At 72.9% G+C, this 17,506-nt stretch carries 19 protein-coding genes; 5 read left to right on the plus strand and 14 right to left on the minus strand.

Annotated elements, in window-relative coordinates:
- The first annotated feature begins 136 nt into the window (after positions 1-136).
- Complete coding sequence (locus tag AB0K12_RS13590; protein WP_364559602.1) at positions 137-430, plus strand: hypothetical protein; 294 nt, start codon at positions 137-139, stop codon at positions 428-430.
- On the opposite strand, the gene AB0K12_RS13595 is transcribed toward AB0K12_RS13590, so the two are convergent.
- The 13 genes from AB0K12_RS13595 to AB0K12_RS13655 form a co-directional block, all read right to left on the minus strand.
- Positions 411-1,175: a class I SAM-dependent methyltransferase gene (locus AB0K12_RS13595; protein ID WP_364559605.1), complete on the minus strand. Its 765-nt coding sequence runs from the start codon at positions 1,173-1,175 to the stop codon at positions 411-413. The two genes, AB0K12_RS13590 and AB0K12_RS13595, sit on opposite strands and share 20 nt — an antisense overlap.
- Entirely contained in the window at positions 1,175-1,855 is a 681-nt protein-coding gene (locus AB0K12_RS13600) for a DUF4191 domain-containing protein (protein WP_355427017.1), read from the minus strand. Before AB0K12_RS13600 ends, AB0K12_RS13595 begins: the two co-directional genes overlap by 1 nt.
- Positions 1,856-1,970: 115 nt before the next feature.
- The gene (locus AB0K12_RS13605) at positions 1,971-2,765 is read right to left on the minus strand and encodes an alpha/beta hydrolase (protein ID WP_364559609.1); all 795 of its coding nucleotides are present in this window, start codon (positions 2,763-2,765) and stop codon (positions 1,971-1,973) included.
- A gap of 8 nt (positions 2,766-2,773) precedes the next feature.
- A complete protein-coding gene (locus AB0K12_RS13610) occupies positions 2,774-3,160 on the minus strand; it encodes a VOC family protein (RefSeq protein WP_364559612.1) in 387 nt (128 codons plus the stop codon).
- A gap of 99 nt (positions 3,161-3,259) precedes the next feature.
- Positions 3,260-4,216, minus strand: coding sequence for a helix-turn-helix domain-containing protein (locus AB0K12_RS13615; RefSeq protein WP_364559614.1), 957 nt, complete (start codon positions 4,214-4,216; stop codon positions 3,260-3,262).
- Positions 4,217-4,326: 110 nt separating this feature from the next.
- Positions 4,327-5,256, minus strand: a complete 930-nt coding sequence (gene lipA / locus AB0K12_RS13620; RefSeq protein ID WP_364559617.1) for a lipoyl synthase — start codon at positions 5,254-5,256, stop codon at positions 4,327-4,329.
- A 42-nt stretch (positions 5,257-5,298) separates the two neighbouring features.
- Complete coding sequence (locus tag AB0K12_RS13625) at positions 5,299-6,279, minus strand: hypothetical protein (protein ID WP_364559619.1); 981 nt, start codon at positions 6,277-6,279, stop codon at positions 5,299-5,301.
- A 58-nt stretch (positions 6,280-6,337) separates the two neighbouring features.
- A complete protein-coding gene (lipB, locus tag AB0K12_RS13630) occupies positions 6,338-7,030 on the minus strand; it encodes a lipoyl(octanoyl) transferase LipB (protein WP_364559621.1) in 693 nt (230 codons plus the stop codon).
- A 37-nt stretch (positions 7,031-7,067) separates the two neighbouring features.
- Complete coding sequence (locus AB0K12_RS13635; RefSeq protein ID WP_364559623.1) at positions 7,068-7,805, minus strand: peptidase E; 738 nt, start codon at positions 7,803-7,805, stop codon at positions 7,068-7,070.
- A gap of 39 nt (positions 7,806-7,844) precedes the next feature.
- Positions 7,845-8,738: a TIGR01777 family oxidoreductase gene (locus tag AB0K12_RS13640; protein ID WP_364559626.1), complete on the minus strand. Its 894-nt coding sequence runs from the start codon at positions 8,736-8,738 to the stop codon at positions 7,845-7,847.
- A gap of 151 nt (positions 8,739-8,889) precedes the next feature.
- Positions 8,890-10,347 (minus strand): 2-oxoglutarate dehydrogenase, E2 component, dihydrolipoamide succinyltransferase, encoded by a 1,458-nt coding sequence (gene sucB, locus AB0K12_RS13645; protein ID WP_364559628.1) that lies wholly within the window; start codon positions 10,345-10,347, stop codon positions 8,890-8,892.
- Between the two features lie 38 nt (positions 10,348-10,385).
- Positions 10,386-11,750, minus strand: coding sequence for a dihydrolipoyl dehydrogenase (gene lpdA, locus AB0K12_RS13650; protein ID WP_364559631.1), 1,365 nt, complete (start codon positions 11,748-11,750; stop codon positions 10,386-10,388).
- A 51-nt stretch (positions 11,751-11,801) separates the two neighbouring features.
- Complete coding sequence (locus tag AB0K12_RS13655) at positions 11,802-13,283, minus strand: leucyl aminopeptidase (protein ID WP_364559634.1); 1,482 nt, start codon at positions 13,281-13,283, stop codon at positions 11,802-11,804.
- A gap of 105 nt (positions 13,284-13,388) precedes the next feature.
- Here AB0K12_RS13655 and AB0K12_RS13660 point away from each other — a divergent pair, with 105 nt between their 5' ends.
- The 3 genes from AB0K12_RS13660 to AB0K12_RS13670 are packed head-to-tail and all read left to right on the plus strand — an operon-like array spanning position 13,389 to position 15,657.
- Positions 13,389-13,736, plus strand: a complete 348-nt coding sequence (locus AB0K12_RS13660) for a GntR family transcriptional regulator (RefSeq protein WP_345400901.1) — start codon at positions 13,389-13,391, stop codon at positions 13,734-13,736.
- Positions 13,733-14,692 (plus strand): hypothetical protein, encoded by a 960-nt coding sequence (locus tag AB0K12_RS13665; protein WP_364559637.1) that lies wholly within the window; start codon positions 13,733-13,735, stop codon positions 14,690-14,692. Before AB0K12_RS13660 ends, AB0K12_RS13665 begins: the two co-directional genes overlap by 4 nt.
- The gene (locus AB0K12_RS13670; protein ID WP_364559639.1) at positions 14,689-15,657 is read left to right on the plus strand and encodes a CPBP family intramembrane glutamic endopeptidase; all 969 of its coding nucleotides are present in this window, start codon (positions 14,689-14,691) and stop codon (positions 15,655-15,657) included. The genes AB0K12_RS13665 and AB0K12_RS13670 overlap by 4 nt, the downstream gene beginning before the upstream one ends.
- A 4-nt stretch (positions 15,658-15,661) precedes the next feature.
- Here the strand turns inward: AB0K12_RS13670 and AB0K12_RS13675 are convergent, their stop codons facing one another.
- Positions 15,662-16,669: an adenosylcobinamide-GDP ribazoletransferase gene (locus tag AB0K12_RS13675; RefSeq protein ID WP_364559641.1), complete on the minus strand. Its 1,008-nt coding sequence runs from the start codon at positions 16,667-16,669 to the stop codon at positions 15,662-15,664.
- Positions 16,670-16,703: 34 nt separating this feature from the next.
- On the opposite strand from AB0K12_RS13675, the gene AB0K12_RS13680 reads away from it, so the two are divergent.
- Positions 16,704-17,504, plus strand: a complete 801-nt coding sequence (locus AB0K12_RS13680; protein WP_364559644.1) for an ATP-binding cassette domain-containing protein — start codon at positions 16,704-16,706, stop codon at positions 17,502-17,504.
- The last annotated feature ends 2 nt before the right edge of the window (positions 17,505-17,506 follow it).

The raw sequence follows: 17,506 nt of genomic DNA on the forward strand, positions 1-17,506 counted from the left end.
TCGCGCGCGAGATCACCGCCTTCGGCCCCGGCTACATCGAGGGCGCGACCTACCGCGACAGGCTCGCCGCGATGGGCGCCGCCGACGTCGCATGGTGGACGGCGCTCATGCGGGCCTGGCGCGGGTCGGGGAGGCGGTGCGGCCACGGTTCGGCGGGCGGGTGTCGTACGCGGCCGCGCCCTGGGAGCAGGTGGACTGGACGCCGTACGACGTGGTCGGCATCGACGCCTACCGCGCCTCCTACCATGAGCTGCTCGACGTCTTCGAGGCCGAGGGCGTCGATACCGCCCTGTGGTTCACCTACGCCGCCTACAACCGCACCGGCGCGGCCGACCTCGGCTCGTACGGCGTCGTCACCGTGCTCGACGACACCCGCCATCGGCCCAGGGAGCTCTTCCACGCTATGGCGGCTAGATATTCGCGCAGCTGAAGATGGCTGTGCCGGGAAGGTGCCGGCCGCGCAGCGGGCTCCAGCCGCCCCACACCCGCTCGTGCCCCTCGGGCCACTCGGGCTCGACCAGCCCGGTGATCGTCAGACCTGACGCGGCCAGCAGGTTGACCCAGTCGGCCATCGTGCGGTGGTGCTCGACGTAGGTGAGCGTGCCGTGCTCGTCGCGCTCCTCGTAGGGGGAGCGGTCGAAGTAGGAGCGGTCGGAGGTCAGCCCCCGCGGCCCTGGATCGTCGGGGAAGGCCCACCTGATCGGGTGGCTCACCGAGAACACGAACCGCCCGCCCGGCCGCAGCACCCTGCGCACCTCGCGGAAGACCGCCGGCGGATCGGCCACGAACGGCAGCGCGCCGTACGCCGAGCAGGCCACGTCGAACGCCTCCCCGGCGAACGGCAGCAGCTCGGCGTCGGCCTGCACCACCGGGACGCGGACGCCGCTGTCGAGGTCGATGCGCTGGGAGTGGCGGAGCTGGCGGTGCGAGATGTCGAACGCCGCCACCCGCGCCCCGCGCGTCACCAGCCACCGCGCGCACTGGGCGGCGCCGCAGCCGATCTCCAGCACCCGTCGCCCGCGCACGTCGCCGAGCAGGCCCGCGTCGGCCTCGTCGAGCCCCTCGGGGCCCCACACGAAGCCGCTGTCACGCAGGAACCCGCCGTGCTCGACCTGGTAGTCGTCGGCGTTGCCGTCCCACCAGCCGCGGTTGGCCCGCGACGAAGGCGACAGCACTAGCGCATCTTGGGGCCGCGCGGAATGCGGGCGCCCTTCGGCATCGGGCCCTTCGGCATCGGCATGTTGCGCGGCAGCGAGCGCAGGCGGTCCTTCACCTCGTTGACCGACGGCTTCTTCAGGTTGCGCGGCAGCTTCATCAGGTGGCGCTGCAGCTTGCCGAGCGGCACCTGGCCCTCGCCGTCGCCGCACTGCACGTCGTAGATCTCGACGCCCAGCACCACCCGCGAGATGCGCTGCTTCTCCGCCTTGAGCATCTTGGCCACCCGGTTGCCCGGCCCCTCGGACACCAGCACCACGCCGGGATAGCCGACCACGAGGTGCACGATGTCCTGGTCACGGTTGACCGCGATGGCCGGGGTGACCTGCCAGTTGCCGCGCATGCCCTGCAGCACGGCCGCGGCCGCGCCGGTCTGGCCGTGCAGGATCGAATATTGGGCCTTCTGGGCGAGCTGCCCGAAGACCACCAGGCCGACGGTGAACGCGGCCAGGATGCCGAGGAACACCGAATACCACAAGTAGTCCGTGACCAGGCCGATCACGACGACCACCGCCAGCGTGCCCACCGCCGAAAGGAAGACGATCGGCATACCCTTGGGGTTGGCCTGCTGAATGATCTTCGCGATCATGCGGAGCTGCTTGATGCGCCCCGGCTTCTCTGGGTCCTCGGACTTTGCCATGCTCAGAAGGATACAAACCAACTGGTGCGGGAGGGAAAACGCGACCCCCGCCGTTCTTCCCTTGTGACCTAGATTTTCACGGTTACGGCCGAGGGGACGCCCCGGCCGCCACACGTCAGGCCGCTACGAAGAACTCCAGGAGTTCGGGGACCAGCGCCTCCGGGGCCACGTTGTGCGCCTGGCCCGGCAGTACGCGTCGCACCGCCCCCGGCACCGTGGCCGCCACCGCCGCGCCCGCGTTCGCCATCCAGGCCGGGCTCTCGCCTCCGTTGAGCACGAGCGTCGGCTGGGTGAGCCCGGCGAGCCGGGCGGCCGGCAGGGCGTTGCCCGGTCCGAGCACCGCCGCCTCGTACACCAGCGTGTGCGCCACCGCCTCCATGGCGGCCCAGGACGGATGCCCGCGCATCGCGTCCAGCATGGAGACCGGCACCTCGGCCGCCTCCACCATGAACCGCTCCACGACCTCGCCCCGCCGCCCGGCCGCGACGAGCGCGCCGAGCTGCTCCGCGAAGTCGCCGGGCAGCGGGGGAGCGGAGTCGTCCACGTGGTACGGCGGCTCCCACACCGCCAGATGCGTGACGGCGGACGTGGCCGCGGCGGCCTCCAGCGCCAGCGCCGCCCCCGAAGAGCCGCCGAACACCATGGCCGTCCCGCCCGCCGCCCCGATCACCGCGGCCAGGTCCTCGACCTCCCGCTCGACCGCGTACGGCGCGGTGTCGCCGCTGTCGCCCCGCCCCCGCCGGTCGTAGGCGTACACCGTGAACCACCGGGACAGCCCGGCGGCGATGGCCGCCATCGTGGGGTCGCCTCGGTCCGCGAAGGCGCCCTGGACCAGCACGATCGCCGGCCCTGAGCCGCAGCGCTCGAAGACGATGGGCGTGCCGTCGGCAGAAGCGACGATCGTGCTCATCGAGGGGCTTACTGCGCGGGCTGAACCAGGCACAGCGCCTCCCAGTGGTGACCGTCGAGGTCGGCGAAGCCGCGCTGGTACCGCACGCCGTCCTCCTGCCGCACGCCCGCCGGGGTGGCGCCGGCCGCCAGCGCCTTGTCCACCAGCTCGTCCACCTGCGCCGGGTTCTCCATGCCGAGCACCAGGATCGCCTCGGTCGCCGTGCCGGCGTCGGCGATCTCCTTGGTGACGTAACCGGCGAACACCGGCTCCTCCAGCAGCATGACCTGCGTCTGCTCACTGATGACCACCGACGCCATGCCGTCCATCATGCCGAAGAGGGTGAAGCCCAGGCCGGTGAAGAACTCCTTGGACTTGGCGAGGTCCTTGACGGGGAGGTTCACGAAGAGCTGCATCGCTCGGGATCCCTTCTCTCGATCGCGCTTCCGGATGCTTCGAGCATGCCGCGCGCGGGACCCCGCGGTCTTGCACGTGCGTGCCAGGCCGATTGACGTTCAGTGCACGGCGTGGGCGCGGCGGAACTCCGCGGGCGGCACCCCGTACGCGCGCCGGAACAACCTGCTGAAGTGCGCGGAGTCGGGCAGCCCCCACCGCGCGCCGACGGCGCTGACCGACAGCCCGCCGCCCGCCAGCAGGTCGGCGCGGCAGCGTTCGAGCCGCCGCCGCCTGATCCACGCGGCGACCGTGGTGTGCTCCGACTCGAACAGCCGGTGCAGGTAGCGCACGGAGATGTGGCAGGCCGCGGCGATGGTCGCCGGGTCGAGCCCGGGGTCGCCGAGCCGTTCCTCGATGAAGGCGTGCACCTGCTGCAGCAGCGTCCGCCGCCGCGCCTCCTCGGGTAACTCGTCCGTACGGCCGGCGCGCTCGGCGACGGCGGTGCCGATGAGGTCCATCGCCACCGTGGCCAGGCGCGCGGCGCTGTCGGGACGGTAGGTCGCGTGGTCGTCGGCCACCCGCCGCAGCAGCGGCGCGGCCAGCGCACCCGTGCCCGACGCGGTGTCGATGGGCACCGCGGTGAACGGCGCCACCTGCCCCGCGGGCAGCGCCAGCAGGTCATGCGGGAAGCTGAACACCGCGAGCCTGACCGAGGCGTCATAGGCCAGCTCGTAGGGCCGCCCGAAGTCGTACACGGCGAACTCGCCCGCGCCCAGCCGCGCCTGCCTGCCGTCCTGCGTCAGCCGGGCGCCGCCCGAGACCACCAGCACCACCCGGTAGAGCCCAGGGTCGTCGCGGCGGATCAGCCCGGGCGTGCGGTGCATGCTGTGGGGCGTGGAGGTGCGGACCCGGCCCACGCTCATGGGCCCGAGCCTGCCCAGCTCGATCTCGCCCCGCAGCGGCGCGCCCGGCGCGATGCGCGTGTCGAGCGGGCCGAGCGTGTCGCACACGATGGACCGCCACGCCTCGTGGCGATCCTTGGCCGGCAGATCGCTCGTGCGGATCAGGATGGCCATGCGGGTCGTCCCCTCCGTCGGCTGCTGACATGCTAGCCACGCCGCGCCCGCCCCGCATTTCGGGCATGAAGGAAGCCCCGGGACACCGTCCCGGGGCTCACGACACAGGGTCAGGCGGTCTGCCTGGCCTCGATGGCCTGCTGGTAAAGCCGGCCCGCGCGGTACGACGAGCGCACCAGCGGCCCCGACATCACCCCGGCGAACCCGATGGCCTCGGCCTCGGCCTGCAGCTCCACGAACTCCTCCGGCTTGACCCAGCGCTCCACCGGGTGGTGGCGCGGCGTCGGCCGCAGGTATTGGGTGATCGTCAGCAGGTCGGTGCCGGCGTCGTGGAGGTCGCGCATGGCCTCGACGATCTCTTCGCGCGTCTCGCCCATGCCCAGGATCAGGTTGGACTTGGTGACGAGCCCGGCCTCGCGGGCCATGGTGAGCACGCCGAGCGAACGCTCGTAGCGGAAGGCCGGCCTGATGCGCTTGAAGATGCGCGGCACGGTCTCGACGTTGTGGGCGAACACCTCGGGCTTGCTGGAGAAGACCTCCTCCAGCTGCTCGCGGTTGCCGTTGAAGTCGGGCACCAGCAGCTCGACGCCGCAGCCGGGCAGCAGCGCGTGGATCTGCCTGGCGGTTTCGGCGTAGAGCCAGGCGCCGCCGTCGGGCAGGTCGTCGCGGGCCACGCCGGTCACGGTGGCGTACTTGAGACCCATCTGCTGGACCGACTCGGCCACCCTGCGCGGCTCGTCGCGGTCGTATTCCTTGGGCTTGCCGGTGTCGATCTGGCAGAAGTCGCAGCGGCGGGTGCACTGGTCGCCGCCGATCAGGAAGGTCGCCTCGCGATCTTCCCAGCACTCGTAGATATTGGGACAGCCCGCCTCTTCACAGACCGTGTGCAGGCCCTCCCGGCGCACGAGCGATTTCAGCTCGGTGTATTCGGGGCCCGTCCTCAGCTTGGTCTTGATCCACGGGGGCTTGCGCTCGATAGGGGTTTCGGCGTTACGCACCTCCAGGCGGAGGAGCTTTCGGCCTTCAGGAGCAACGGTCACGTTCTCAGCTTACGTCTCCCGGCGAAGCGCCCGGTTCCAGGGTCAGGAGATGAGCCCGAACCCGCGCACGGCCCGCGCGTAGTGGTGGGCCAGCTCCTCGTCGATCCGCTCCGACTCCTCGACCCCGAGCAGCTCCGACGGGGGCGCCGACGGCAGCACGCCGTCGGCGGTGAGCTGGAACTTGGTCAGCGCCGCCGCCCTGATCGCCGCGACGCTCTCGCCGCGCAGCGCCGCCGCCTGCATCAGCACCAGGTAGCGCCCGCCGGCCGCCTGCTCGTCCAGCTCGGCCACATCCTCCTCCGGGACGGCCCGTCGGGCCAGCGCGCGCTGCCTGGCACGCACGCGGGGCTCGCCCGAGCGGGCCAGCCGCGACAGCACGTAGCGCAGCAGCAGCACAGGGCCGCCCAGCACCCGGCCGACGACCCGGCCGAGGAAGGCCGCCACGTCGTACGTCGTGTCAGGGGCCTGGGAGCCGCCCAGCGCGTACGCGATGCGTTCCTGGGCCTGCTCCCTCACCTGCAGCGGCGCCGCCCCCAGCAGCGCGTCGCGCCAGGCGTCGAGGGTGGACAGCGCCTCGCTCACCACCCGCTCGTCGCCGGTCGGCAGCCGCGCGTACGCCGTCGCCAGCAGCGCCACCCGCTGCCTGGGCGGCGACGCCAGCCACAGCGGCAGCCCGACGAGCAGGACGGGGGTGCGGGCCACGCCGACGCGGTCGTAGCGGGTCTCGGGGCTCAGATCGACGACCGCGATGGTGGCGGGCGGCCTGACCCCGATCTCGGCCGCCACCCGGCGGGCGAGCGCGTGCAGCTCGGGAGCGCCGTCGCGGCCCACCGGCTCGGCGTCGGCGGGCAACCGGCCCAGCCGGGGACGCAGCGCCCACCCGACGGCCAGGCAGAGCAGTCCCACGAACCACCACAGGACCGAGCCGGGCTCGCGCACGATCACCCAGCAACCCAGCGCGGCGAAGGCCAGCGTCAGGAGGTGGACGGCGCATGCGAGCAGGAGGGCTGTGAGGCGCTTCACACCGGGATCGTAAGCCGAACCCAGGACCTGCTTCCGCTGCTTTTCCGTGCCGATTCGATTACCGGCGCAGCAGGTCCTCCTCGTGGAGGTCGAACGGCTGCCGGCCGAGCGCCTCGGCCAGCCGCTTCTCCGCGATCGGCATGACCTCCTCGACCACGATGCGCCGCCCGGTCTCGGCCGACAGCGAGGAGACGCCCACGCCGGGGAGACCGCACGGCGTGATGCGGTTGAACCAGCTCGGGTCGTTGGCGCAGTTGAGCGCGAACCCGTGCATGGTGACGCCGCGCGACAGCCGCAGCCCCACCGCGCCGAGCTGGCGGTCGGGCAGGCCGAGCGCCGGGTCACCGGCCGCCCACACGCCCGCGCGCCCAGGCACCCGCCGGGCCGTCACGCCGAAGTCGGCGCACACCTGGATCATCGTGTCCTCGAGCCGGCAGGCGTAGGCCACCACGTCGGTGACGGCCACGATGGGGTAGGCGACGAGCTGCCCCGGCCCGTGCCACGTCAGCCGCCCGCCCCGGTCGACGTCGACGACCGGGGTGCCGTCGGACGGCCGCTCGTGCGGCGCCGTGCGCTTGCCCGCGGTGTAGACGGGGGCGTGCTCGAGGATCAGGACGGTGTCGGGAAGCTCGCCTGCGGCGCGCTTGCCGTGCACCCAGCGCTGCAGGGACCAGGCCTGCTCGTAGGGGACGTCGACACCGAGGCGGACGATGGCGAGCGCGTGGGGATCGTCCCCGGGGATGGGGCGCATGAGCCTATTGTGCCGTTCCCTCACCCTTGAAGGGTAATCAGGGGGTCAGCAACCGTGGCTCGATCCTGAACTCCTTGACCCCGTCCGTGCCCTCGCGCTCCACCTTGTACGCGTAGCCGCCCGCGGACACGCTCACCGCCTGGATGAACTCGGTGCCCACGTAGTGCAGCGCCACGCCCTCGTCGGCGGCGTAACCGCCGGGCAGCTCGCCGGAGGCCACCGACGCCTGCAGCAGCGTCCGCCGCTGCGGCTCGGAGTCGTAGTGGACCCCGCACGAGTAGGGCAGCAGCGCCATGCCCTCGGCCCACACCGCCAGGTCGGGCCCGAAGGAGTCGGTGTTGCCGCCGACGTGCCAGCACAGCGCGCCCGCGCTCTGCCCCGACAGCACCACCCCGGACCGCCACGCCTCCTCGAACGCCTCGTCAAGCCCGTGCAGCCGCCACAACGTCATCAGGTTGGCCACGCTGCCGCCGCTGACGTAGATCATGTCCTGGTCGAGCATCCAGGCACGCGGGTCGGGCACGTTGGGCATCGGGAAGACCGTCAGGTGGCTCAGCTCGACGTCCCAGCCGGAGAACGCGCCGTACATCTTCAGGATCCAGTCGGCGGAGTCGCCCGACGCGGTGGCCACCAAGCCCAGCTTAGGCCGGTCCTGGCCGGTGAGGTCGAGCCCGTAGCGCAGCAGCCCGCTCGCCTCCATCTGACCGTGGCGCCTGCTCGGGCGGAACGACCCGCCCCCGATCGCCAGGATGTGCGACTGTCCGGACCGGTTCATGTCAGAGCCCCCCACGTGCGGAAAACGACGAACAGGCCACTAGAGTACGGCCCGCAGCGCCTCGTCGAGACTGGTATGGGCGAAGCCGTATCCGCCGCTCAGCAGCTTGGCCGGGCGCAGGCGGTGGCTCGACAGCAGCCCCTCGCGGGCGAACTCGCCCAGCCCGGCCGACAGCGCGAACGCCGGCACCGGGATCGGCATCGTGCTCCTGCGCATCGCCTTGCCGAGCTCGCGGGTGAACTCGGTGTTGGTGACGGGGGTCGGCGAGACGAGGTTCACCGGCCCGTGGAGCTCACGCGCACCGAGCAGGTGCAGCACCGCCCCCACCCAGTCGTCCAGGCTGATCCACGACCAGTACTGCCTGCCCGTGCCGAGCGGTGCACCCAGGCCGATCCGGAAGATCGGCAGCATCCGGCCGAGCGCGCCGCCCCGCCCGCTGAGCACCAGCCCGGTCCGCAGGAACACGGTCCTGATCCCCGCCTCTCCGGCCCCCGCCGCCGCGCCCTCCCAGCGCTCGCACAGCTCGGCCAGGAATCCGCGCCCCTTGCCCTGATCCTCGTCCACCCACCGGTCGCCGGTGTCGCCGTAGAAGTCGACGCCCGATGCCGACAGCAGCACCTCAGGCGGCCGCGACAGCCCCCGCAGCGCGTCGACCAGCACCCGCGTCCCCTCGACCCGGCTGGACAGCAGCTCCCGCTTGTACGCGGGAGTCCACCGCCGCTCGGCGATGGGCGCCCCGGCGAGATGCACGACCGCCTCGGCCCCCTCCAGCGGCGCCAGGTCCACGACCTGCTCAGCGGGCTGCCAGAACGCCTCACCAGGCCCGCGAGGAGGCCGGCGCACCAGGCGCACGACCTCACGGCCGCGCGCCTCCAGCGCCTCGGCCAGCGCCGTCCCGAGCAACCCCGACGCCCCCGTCACGATGATCGCCATACCCGCACCCTACGCCGCCGCCTGCCCACCGGCCCCCGCACGCGCCGTGAAACGCGACGGCCGGGCGGCCCCCCGCGAAGGGGGCCGCCCGGCCGGTCGGCGTGCAGCAGGCCGCGGGGCTGTTACGGCCGCGCGGCCGGTGACCGCGTGACTACGCGAGGCCGAGCTGGGCCTCGAAACGGCCCTCCTCCAGGCGACGCTTGATCGTCGTCAGGAAGCGGGCGGCGTCGGCGCCGTCGACGAGGCGGTGGTCGTAGGTCAGCGCCAGGTAGACCATCGAGCGCACCGCGATGACCTCGCCCTCGGCGGTGTCGATCACCACGGGCCGCTTGACGACCGCGCCGGTGCCGAGCATGCCGACCTGCGGCTGGTTGAGGATCGGCGTGTCGAACAGCGCGCCACGGCTGCCGGTGTTGGTCAGCGTGAACGTGCCGCCGGTGATCTCGTCGGGCGTCACCTTGTTGGCACGGGTGCGCTCGGCGAGGTCGGCCGTCTTACGGGCCAGGCCGGCGAGGTTGAGGTCACCGGCGTTCTTGATGACCGCCGCGATCAGCCCGCGCTCGGTGTCGACCGCGATGCCCAGGTGCTCGACGTCGAAGTACGTGACCTCCATGGTCTCGTTGTTGATCGTCGCGTTGAGCTTGGGGTGCTGCTTGAGCGCCTCGATGGCGGCCAGCTCGAAGAACGGCATGAACGTGAGCTTGACGCCCTCACGCCGCTGGAACTCGGCCTTGGCCTGGTCGCGCAGCCGGGCGATCTTGGTGACGTCGACCTCGACCACGGTGGTGAGCTGAGCGGCCGTCTGCAGCGACTCCACCAGACGCTTGGACATCGTCTGGCGCAGACGCGACATCTTCTCGGTGCGGCCGCGCAGCGTGGTGTCGACCTCGACCGGCTCGGGACCGGCGGCGACCGGAGCCTGAGCGGCGGCGGCCGGAGCGGCGGCGGGCGCGGCCTGGGCGGGCGCCTGGGCCGGGGCGGCGGGAGCGGCGGCGGCCTGGGCCTTCTCGCGCTGCGCCTTGGCGGCCTCGAGGACGTCCTGCTTGCGGATGCGGCCACCGACGCCGGTGCCGGTGATGGAGTCGAGGTCGACCCCGTGCTCGTTGGCGAGCTTGCGCACCAGCGGCGTCACGTAGGGGCTCTCACCCGACGGCACGGCGGGAGCGGGCTGCGCCTGCGGGGCCGGGGCGGGAGCGGCCTGCGGGGCGGGGGCGGGGGCAGGAGCGGGGGCGGGGGCGGGGGCGGGCTGCGCCGGAGCCGGCTGCGGGATCGAGGAGGCCGGGGCGGCGGGCTCGGGCTCCGGCTCGGGCTCGGGCTCGGGAGCCGGCGGGGCGGCCGCCTCGGGCGCCGGGGCGGCGCCGCCGGGCTGGCCGTTCTCGTCGATGACCGCGAGCTCGGCCCCGACCTCGACCGTCTCGTCCTCAGCCACGACGATCTTGGTGAGGACGCCCGCGGACGGCGACGGGATCTCGGTGTCGACCTTGTCGGTCGACACCTCGAGGAGCGGCTCGTCGGCCTCGACGCGCTCGCCCTCCTTCTTCAGCCAACGGGTTACCGTGCCCTCGGTCACGCTCTCGCCGAGCTGGGGCATCTGTACGGAGACCGGCATCGTTATTCTTCTCTCGCGTTCTGATCTCGAGGGCTGGACTAGTTGTGTACGTGCAGCGGCTTGCCGGCCAGAGCCAGCATCGCCTCACCCATGGCCTCGGACTGGGTCGGGTGTGCGTGAATGAGCTGGGCGACCTCTGCGGGCAGGGCCTCCCAGTTGTAGATGAGCTGGCCTTCTGTGACGAGCTCGCCGATGCGCCGGCCCACCATGTGGACGCCGACGACGGGCCCGTCCTTCTGCGCGATGACCTTCACGGCGCCCGCCGTGCCGAGGATCTGGCTCTTGGGGTTGCCCGCGAGGTCGTAGACCTGCTCGACGATCTCGATGCCGCGCTCGGCCGCCTGCGCCGAGGTGAGGCCCACCGAGGCCACCTCGGGGTCGGAGTAGGTGATGCGCGGCACGCCCGCGTAGTCGATGGGCGGCGGGTTGAGCCCGGCGATGTGCTCGGCGACCATGATGCCCTCGGCGAACCCGGCGTGGGCGAGCTGCAGCGTGGGGATGAGGTCGCCGATGGCGTAGACGCCGGGCACGGAGGTCTGGCAGTGCTCGTCGACCACGACGGTGCCGCGCTCGATGGCGATGCCCTGCTCTTCGAAGCCCATGCCGGCCGAGACCGCGCCGCGGCCGACGGCGACGAGCAGCAGCTCGGCCTCGAGGGTCTTGCCGTTGGCCAGGGTGACGACGACGCCGGTCTCGGTGGTCTTGGCTCCGTCGAAGAAGACGCCCAGCTCGTATTTGATGCCGCGGCGGCGGAAGGCCCGCTCGAGCAGCTTGGAGCTGGACTCCTCCTCGGTCGGCAGCAGGTGGGGCAGCGCCTCGACGATGGTGACCTCGGCGCCGAAGGAGCGGTAGACGCTCGCCAGCTCGACGCCGATGACGCCGCCGCCGAGGACGACCACCGAGGCGGGGACGCGGTCCATCTTGAGCGTGTGCTCGCTGGTGATGACGCGCTCGCCGTCGATCTCCAGGCCGGGCAGCGTCTTCGGCGCCGAACCGGTGGCCAGGACGATGTTGCGGCCCTCGTAGACCTCGGAGCCGACCTGGATCCGGTTGGCGCCGACGAGCTTGCCCTCGCCCTCGACGATCGTCACGCCCGCGGCCTTCAGCAGGCCCTGCACGCCCTTCCAGGCCCGAGTGACGATCTTGTCCTTGAAGGCGTGGACGCCCTGGACGTCGATGCCCTCGAAGCTCGCCTTGACGCCGTAGGACTCGCTCTCGCGGGTCTCGTCGGCGATCTCGGCGGAGTGCAGCAGGGCCTTCGTGGGGATGCATCCCCTGTGGAGGCAGGTGCCGCCGATCTTGTCCTTTTCGATCAGGGCGACCGACTTGCCCAGCTCAGCCGCCCGCAGGGCGCAGGCGTAACCGCCGCTGCCGCCTCCTAGGACGACGATGTCATAGGCCACAGGAAGGCTCCTTGTCGGGGTGTTCGTGATGCCGTCATCTTTTCATTTGTTTCAGATGCTCGCGTGCCGCTCTGCGAGTCCGATCAGGGTGCGCGTGATGGCGCCCGTGCCGCCCTTGGGCGTGTAGCCGTACGGCTCGCCCTTGTTGTACGCGGGACCGGCCATGTCGATGTGGGCCCAGCGCACCCCGTCGGGCACGAACTCCTTCAGGAAGATGCCCGCGGCGAGCATGCTGCCCCACCGCTCGGGCTGCAGGTTGGCGATGTCGGCGACCGGGGAGTCGAGGCCCCTGCGCAGCTCCTCGGGCAGCGGCATGCCCCACGCGCCCTCGCCTGCCGCGCCGGCGGCCTCGACCACCAGCTCCCTGACGGCGTCGTCGTTGGACATGACGCCGGCGGTGCGCCAGCCGAGCGAGACGATCTGGGCGCCGGTGAGGGTGGCGACGTCGACGATGAGGTCGGGCTGGTCCTCGGCGGCGCGGGCGATGCCGTCCATGAGCACGAGGCGGCCCTCGGCGTCGGTGTCGAGCACCTCGACGGTCTTGCCGCTGTAGCTGTGGATGACGTCGGAGGGACGCTGGGCGGTGCCGCTCGGCAGGTTCTCGGCCAGGCAGAGGTAGCCGACGGCGTTGACCGGCAGGCCGAGCCTGGCGATGCCGATGAGCGCGCCGAGCACCGCTCCCGCGCCGCCCATGTCGGACTTCATCCAGTCCATCGAGGCGGACGGCTTGAGCGACAGGCCGCCGGAGTCGAACGTGATGCCCTTGCCCACGAACGCCAGCGTCTTGCTCGCCTCGGGGTGGCTGTAGGAGAGGCGGACCAGGCGCGGCGGGCGGGCCGAGCCCTGGCCGACGCCGATGAGGCCGCCGTAGCCGCCGGCCTTGAGCTGCTCGTCGTCGAGCACCTCGACGCTCACCCCTGCCTTGCCGCCGACCTGCTCGGCGATCTCGGCGAACTTCGCCGGCCACAGGTCGGACGGCGGGGTGTTGACCAGGTCGCGGACGAGCGAGACGGCGTCGGCGAGCACGCCCGCGCGCTCGGCCACGCCGTCGCCCTGCTCCGACAGCACGGTCAGCTCGGCGACCGGGGCCTTCTGGTCGCCGTCGGTGCGGTAGCGCGAGAAGGCGTACGCGCCGAGCAGGCCGCCGAGCGCGACGGCCTCGGCCTCGTCGGGGGTGCCCGCGGGCAGCGCGAGCGCGGCCCTGGAGACGCCGGCGACGGAGCGTACGGCGGCGCCGGCGGCGCGGCGCAGGCCCTCGAGACCGGGGGAGTCGCCGGGGGAGTCGCCGAGGCCGACGGCGACGAGCACGGGGGCGGTGACCGAGCCGAACGTCGGCAGCTTGGCCAGCTCACCCGCCTTGCCGGTGAAGCCCACGGCGTCGAGCGAGGTGGCCAGCTTGCCGCCGAACGCGGATTCCAGGGCCTCCGCGCCCACCGCGGGGACGGGGCCGTCCTGGCCTGACCGGAAGCCGACGATCAGGGCGTCGGTGTCGATGGAGACTGGATCTGCTGAGTTCAGCCGCACTGTGGTCACGTAAACCGATGCTATCCACGGTTTCTGCGTACTCACAAACAGGGGTTCATCCCACCAATCGCAGCTCAGGACCGTGCCCATAATGGTGCTAGTGTCATTGGCACCATGTTGCTGACGCTCGACCTCAACGACGCCCGGCCGCTCCACGAGCAGGTGGCCGGCGCGATCCGCCGTGCCATAGGCGAGGGCTCCTACCGGCCGGGCGACCGCCTGCCGCCGGCCCGCGACCTCGCCGGCGCTCTGGGCATCAACCCCAACACCGTGCTTCGCGCCCTGCGCGACCTGCGCGACGAGGGGCTGCTGGAGTTCAGGAGAGGCCGCGGCGTCAGCGTCGCGCGGCGCGCCGACGGGCGCGCCCTGCTCGCCCAGCGGGCACGCGAACTGCTCGAGGAGGCCAAGAAGCACGGCTACAGCCGTGACGACCTCATCACCATCCTGGAGGAACTGACGTGAAAGCCCGTGCCGTCGCCGCCGCGTGGGGGCTGGCCGTGACCGCCGCGCTCGTCCTGCCCGCCTACGCCGTACGCGACCGGCTGCCCGATCCGATGGCCACCCACTGGTCGGGCACCTCGCCCGACGGGTCCAGCTCGTTCACCGGGCACGTGGCCGTCAGCGCCGGCATCTGGGTGGTGCTCGCGGTGGCCATGGTCGTGCTGAGCGGGCGGGCCCAGGCGCGTCGCGCGTCCCGGATGACCTGGTGGGGCCTGCTGTTCGGGACGGGCGTGCTGCTGATGGGCGCCCAGGGCTCGACGCTGTCAGCCAACCTCGACGTCCCCGACTGGACGGCCGCCACGCTGCCGGGCTGGCACATCGCCGCCATACTCGGGGGCATGCTCGCGGCCACGGCGTCGGCCGCCGTCCTCGCCAAGGGAGAGCCCGACGCGCCGGCGCCGGGCAGCCAGGCGCCGCCCGTGCTGCGGCTGCGGTCCGGCCAGCGGGCCGTCTGGGTCGGCCGGGTGGTCAACCGCGGGCTCACCGTGGCCTTCGTCGCCGTGTTCGCCGTCACTGTGGTCATGACCCTGCTCGGGCTGCGCGGCCAGGGCGGCCTCCTCATGCCCGCGGTCCTGCCGGGCGCCGTCATCCTCCTCGTCGCCGGGCTCGCCACCATGGCCGTGTCCGTGCGTGTCGGCGACGGCCTGATCAGGATCGGCTTCGGGCCGTTCGGCTGGCCCGCGCGGCGGATCAAGCTGTCGTCCGTCGAGTCGGCCTGGGCCGAGCGGCGCTCGCCCGCCGATGCCGGCGGCTGGGGCTTCCGCGGCGTGCCGGGAGCCGCCACCATCATGTTGCGCGGCGGCGAGTGCCTTGTGCTCCGCTACCGTTCCGGTGGGCAGCTCGCGATCAGCATCGACGACGCCGAGCGCGGCGCCGCCCTCATCAACGCCCTCGTCGCGGAGCGTGGCCAGCCATGAAGAGACCGCTGCTCGTCTACCTCGTCCTCGCCTTCGGCCTGTCCTGGGCCGCGGCCCTGCCCCTCTGGCTGAGCGACGGCCTCGGCACGCCGTCCAAGGTGCAGGCGCTCGCCGCGCTGATGATGCTCACGCCCACGATCGGCGTGCTCGGCGTGTGGATCGCGGCCCGCGCCCCGCTTCGCCGGTGGGCGAAGGAGACGGGCCTGACCCTCGGCGAGCACAGGGGCCGCACCCTGCGGCTCGTGCTGGCCGCCTGGCTCGGCGTGCCGCTGCTGACGCTGCTCGCCATGGGCGTGAGCGCCGCCGTCGGCCTGGTCTCGCTGGACCTCGGCGGGTTCAGCCTGCTCGCCGAGGTGCTGCGGGCGCGCGGCGTGCAGCCGCCTGGCGAGATGACCTCCGTGGCCGTCATGCAGCTCGTGCTGGCGGCGCTGCTGGGGCCCGTGCCGATCCTGGTCCCGGCGCTGGGGGAGGAGTGGGGCTGGCGCGGCTGGCTGCTGCCCCGGCTCACCGCCGCCAACGGCGCCGTCATGGGGCTGGTCTACTCCGGGCTCATCTGGGGGCTGTGGCACGCCCCGATCACCCTGCTCGGCTACAACTATCCGCGGCTCGGCTCGTGGGCGGCGCTCGCGTTCATCGGCTTCTGCACGGTGGGCGGCGTCGTCATCGGCTGGTTGCGGCTGCGGTCGGGCAGCGTGTGGCCCGCGGTGGTGGCCCACGCGTCGCTCAACGCCGTCGCCGGGCCCGTCCTGCTGCTCGGCGACGCCGCCCACCCGCCGAACGAGATCTTCGCCGGCATCACCGGCGTGGTGGGCTGGGTGCTGCTCGCCCTGGTGGGCGCGGCCCTGCTCCGCTTCCTCCCGGTGACCGAACGGGCTCCCGCCGCCCCGCCGGCACAGGACGTCCCCGAGGACGCCGAGCCGGAGTCGGCTCCGTCCGCGCCGGGGCGGTCCGGCGAGGCCGGCTGAGGCGTCAGGCGAGCAGCGCGTACGCCACCAGCGTCACCGTGGCGGCCGTCTCCACGAGCGCGCCGAGCACGTCCCCCGTGACGCCGCCGAGGCGGCGCCGCGCGCGGCCGAGCAGCAGCAGGGCGGCGGCCAGCCCGGCGAGCAGCGCGATAGGGGCCGCCAGCGTCCGCCCGAGCGCCGCGATGCCGCCCGGCAGGAGACCGCTCGCCTCCCCGTAGCGCATACCGGGCACGGCCGGCTCAGGGCAGTCGGGGAAGGCCGCGACGTCCAAGGGGCATCCCTGGACCACCACCGCCCTCAGGTTGATGAAACCGTCCACGGCCGGGCGGTCGTCCATGGACAGACCGTCCACGGCCGGGCGGTCGTCCATGGGCGCCGGGCCCGGGGCGGAGAGCAGGCCGATCGCGGCGGCGGCGAGCACGGCGGCCAGGGTGACGAGCACGGCGGCGGGACGGCGTACGGTGCCCGCGACCATCGCGCCCAGGCCGTCGGGCCGGGCGGCCGGCACGCCGGCCCGGCAGGCCCACGTCAGCGCGAGCCGCCCGGCCAGGCAGGCGGTCACCAGCGCGGCGTAACGCGCGTAGGGGGCCGCGTGGAAGGCCGTGTAGGAGGCATCGCCCGGCGGGCTGATGGAGACCAGGGCCGTGACCTGGACGAGCAGCGTGAACACCAGCGTCACGACCCCGAAAGGTCCGATGTCCGACTTTTTCATGATGTCGAGCGCCTGGTCGGCCGGTTTGGCGCTGCCCAGGCCGTCCGCGAGATCGGCCAGCCCGTCGAGGTGCAGCGCGCGGGTGAGCAGCGCCAGCAACGCGAGCGCCAGCGCCGCCGCCAGCAACGGCCGCTCGCCGAACAGCACCAGCGGCAGCCCGCCCGCCAGGCCGAGCACCAGCCCGACCGCCGGGGCCAGCGCCATCGCCCGGCCCGCCACCTGGCGGTCCACCCGCTGCACACGCACGGGAAAGACGCTCAGCGTGCCCACGGCGAACCGCAGCCCGTCCATTGACCGCATAACGGAGGATCCTAGGGCCCACTAGTGTGGCGGGATGCACGTGGTTGAACTGGAAGGCGTGGGCGTCCGGGTCGTCGGCAAAACGCTGCTGGACGGCGTCGACTGGCAGGTGGACTACGGCGATCACTGGGCGGTCCTGGGGCCCAACGGGGCGGGCAAGACGACGTTGCTCTCGCTCGTGGGCGCCGTACGTCACCCCAGCGAGGGCGCGGTCAGCGTGCTCGGCCACCGGCTCGGCCGGGTCGACGTACGCGAGCTGCGCCGCCACATCGGGCTGGTCACCTCCAGCCAGCGGCTCATCGACGAGGAGCTGATGGAGGAGGAGGGGGCGAGCGCGCACACGGTGGTGCTCACCGGCCACACCAGCACGAGCGCGCCCCTGTGGGACCGGTACGGCGACGCCGAGCACGACCGCGCCCACCGCCTCCTCGCCGACCTCGGCTGCAAGGAGCTGGCCGAGCGGCCCTTCCGCGTGTGCTCCCAGGGCGAGCGGGCCCGCGTCAGGGTGGCCAGGGCGCTCATGTCCGACCCCGCGGTGCTGCTGCTCGACGAGCCGTTCGCGGGGCTCGACCTGCCCGCCCGCGAAGACCTCATCAGCGCCGTCGAACACCTCGCCGCCGTCAGGCCCGTGCTCACCACCGTGACCGTCACGCACCACCTGGAGGAGGTGCCCGCGACGACCACGCACGCCATGCTGATGCGCGACGCCAGGGTGCTCGCCGCCGGGCCGGTCGCCGACGTGCTCACCTCCGATCTGCTCAGCGACTGCTTCGGCCGCCCGCTCCAGGTCGACAGGATCGACGGCCGCTGGTACGCCCGCGCCACCCGCCCCTGACG

Origin of the sequence: Nonomuraea sp. NPDC049419, from assembly GCF_040676995.1 — a bacterium.
In the GTDB taxonomy this organism is placed as follows: domain Bacteria; phylum Actinomycetota; class Actinomycetes; order Streptosporangiales; family Streptosporangiaceae; genus Nonomuraea; species Nonomuraea salmonea.

What these genes read in the sequence shown, in the direction of transcription:
- AB0K12_RS13635 (WP_364559623.1), bottom strand. Translation starts at nt 7,805, where the DNA reads ATGAACCGGTCCGGACAGTCGCACATCCTGGCGATCGGGGGCGGGTCG.
- AB0K12_RS13610 (WP_364559612.1), bottom strand. Translation starts at nt 3,160, where the DNA reads ATGCAGCTCTTCGTGAACCTCCCCGTCAAGGACCTCGCCAAGTCCAAG.
- AB0K12_RS13670 (WP_364559639.1), top strand. Translation starts at nt 14,689, where the DNA reads ATGAAGAGACCGCTGCTCGTCTACCTCGTCCTCGCCTTCGGCCTGTCC.
- AB0K12_RS13680 (WP_364559644.1), top strand. Translation starts at nt 16,704, where the DNA reads ATGCACGTGGTTGAACTGGAAGGCGTGGGCGTCCGGGTCGTCGGCAAA.
- AB0K12_RS13640 (WP_364559626.1), bottom strand. Translation starts at nt 8,738, where the DNA reads ATGGCGATCATCGTGACGGGGGCGTCGGGGTTGCTCGGGACGGCGCTG.
- AB0K12_RS13660 (WP_345400901.1), top strand. Translation starts at nt 13,389, where the DNA reads ATGTTGCTGACGCTCGACCTCAACGACGCCCGGCCGCTCCACGAGCAG.
- sucB (WP_364559628.1), bottom strand. Translation starts at nt 10,347, where the DNA reads ATGCCGGTCTCCGTACAGATGCCCCAGCTCGGCGAGAGCGTGACCGAG.
- AB0K12_RS13600 (WP_355427017.1), bottom strand. Translation starts at nt 1,855, where the DNA reads ATGGCAAAGTCCGAGGACCCAGAGAAGCCGGGGCGCATCAAGCAGCTC.
- AB0K12_RS13675 (WP_364559641.1), bottom strand. Translation starts at nt 16,669, where the DNA reads ATGCGGTCAATGGACGGGCTGCGGTTCGCCGTGGGCACGCTGAGCGTC.
- AB0K12_RS13605 (WP_364559609.1), bottom strand. Translation starts at nt 2,765, where the DNA reads ATGAGCACGATCGTCGCTTCTGCCGACGGCACGCCCATCGTCTTCGAG.
- AB0K12_RS13615 (WP_364559614.1), bottom strand. Translation starts at nt 4,216, where the DNA reads ATGGCCATCCTGATCCGCACGAGCGATCTGCCGGCCAAGGATCGCCAC.
- lipB (WP_364559621.1), bottom strand. Translation starts at nt 7,030, where the DNA reads ATGCGCCCCATCCCCGGGGACGATCCCCACGCGCTCGCCATCGTCCGC.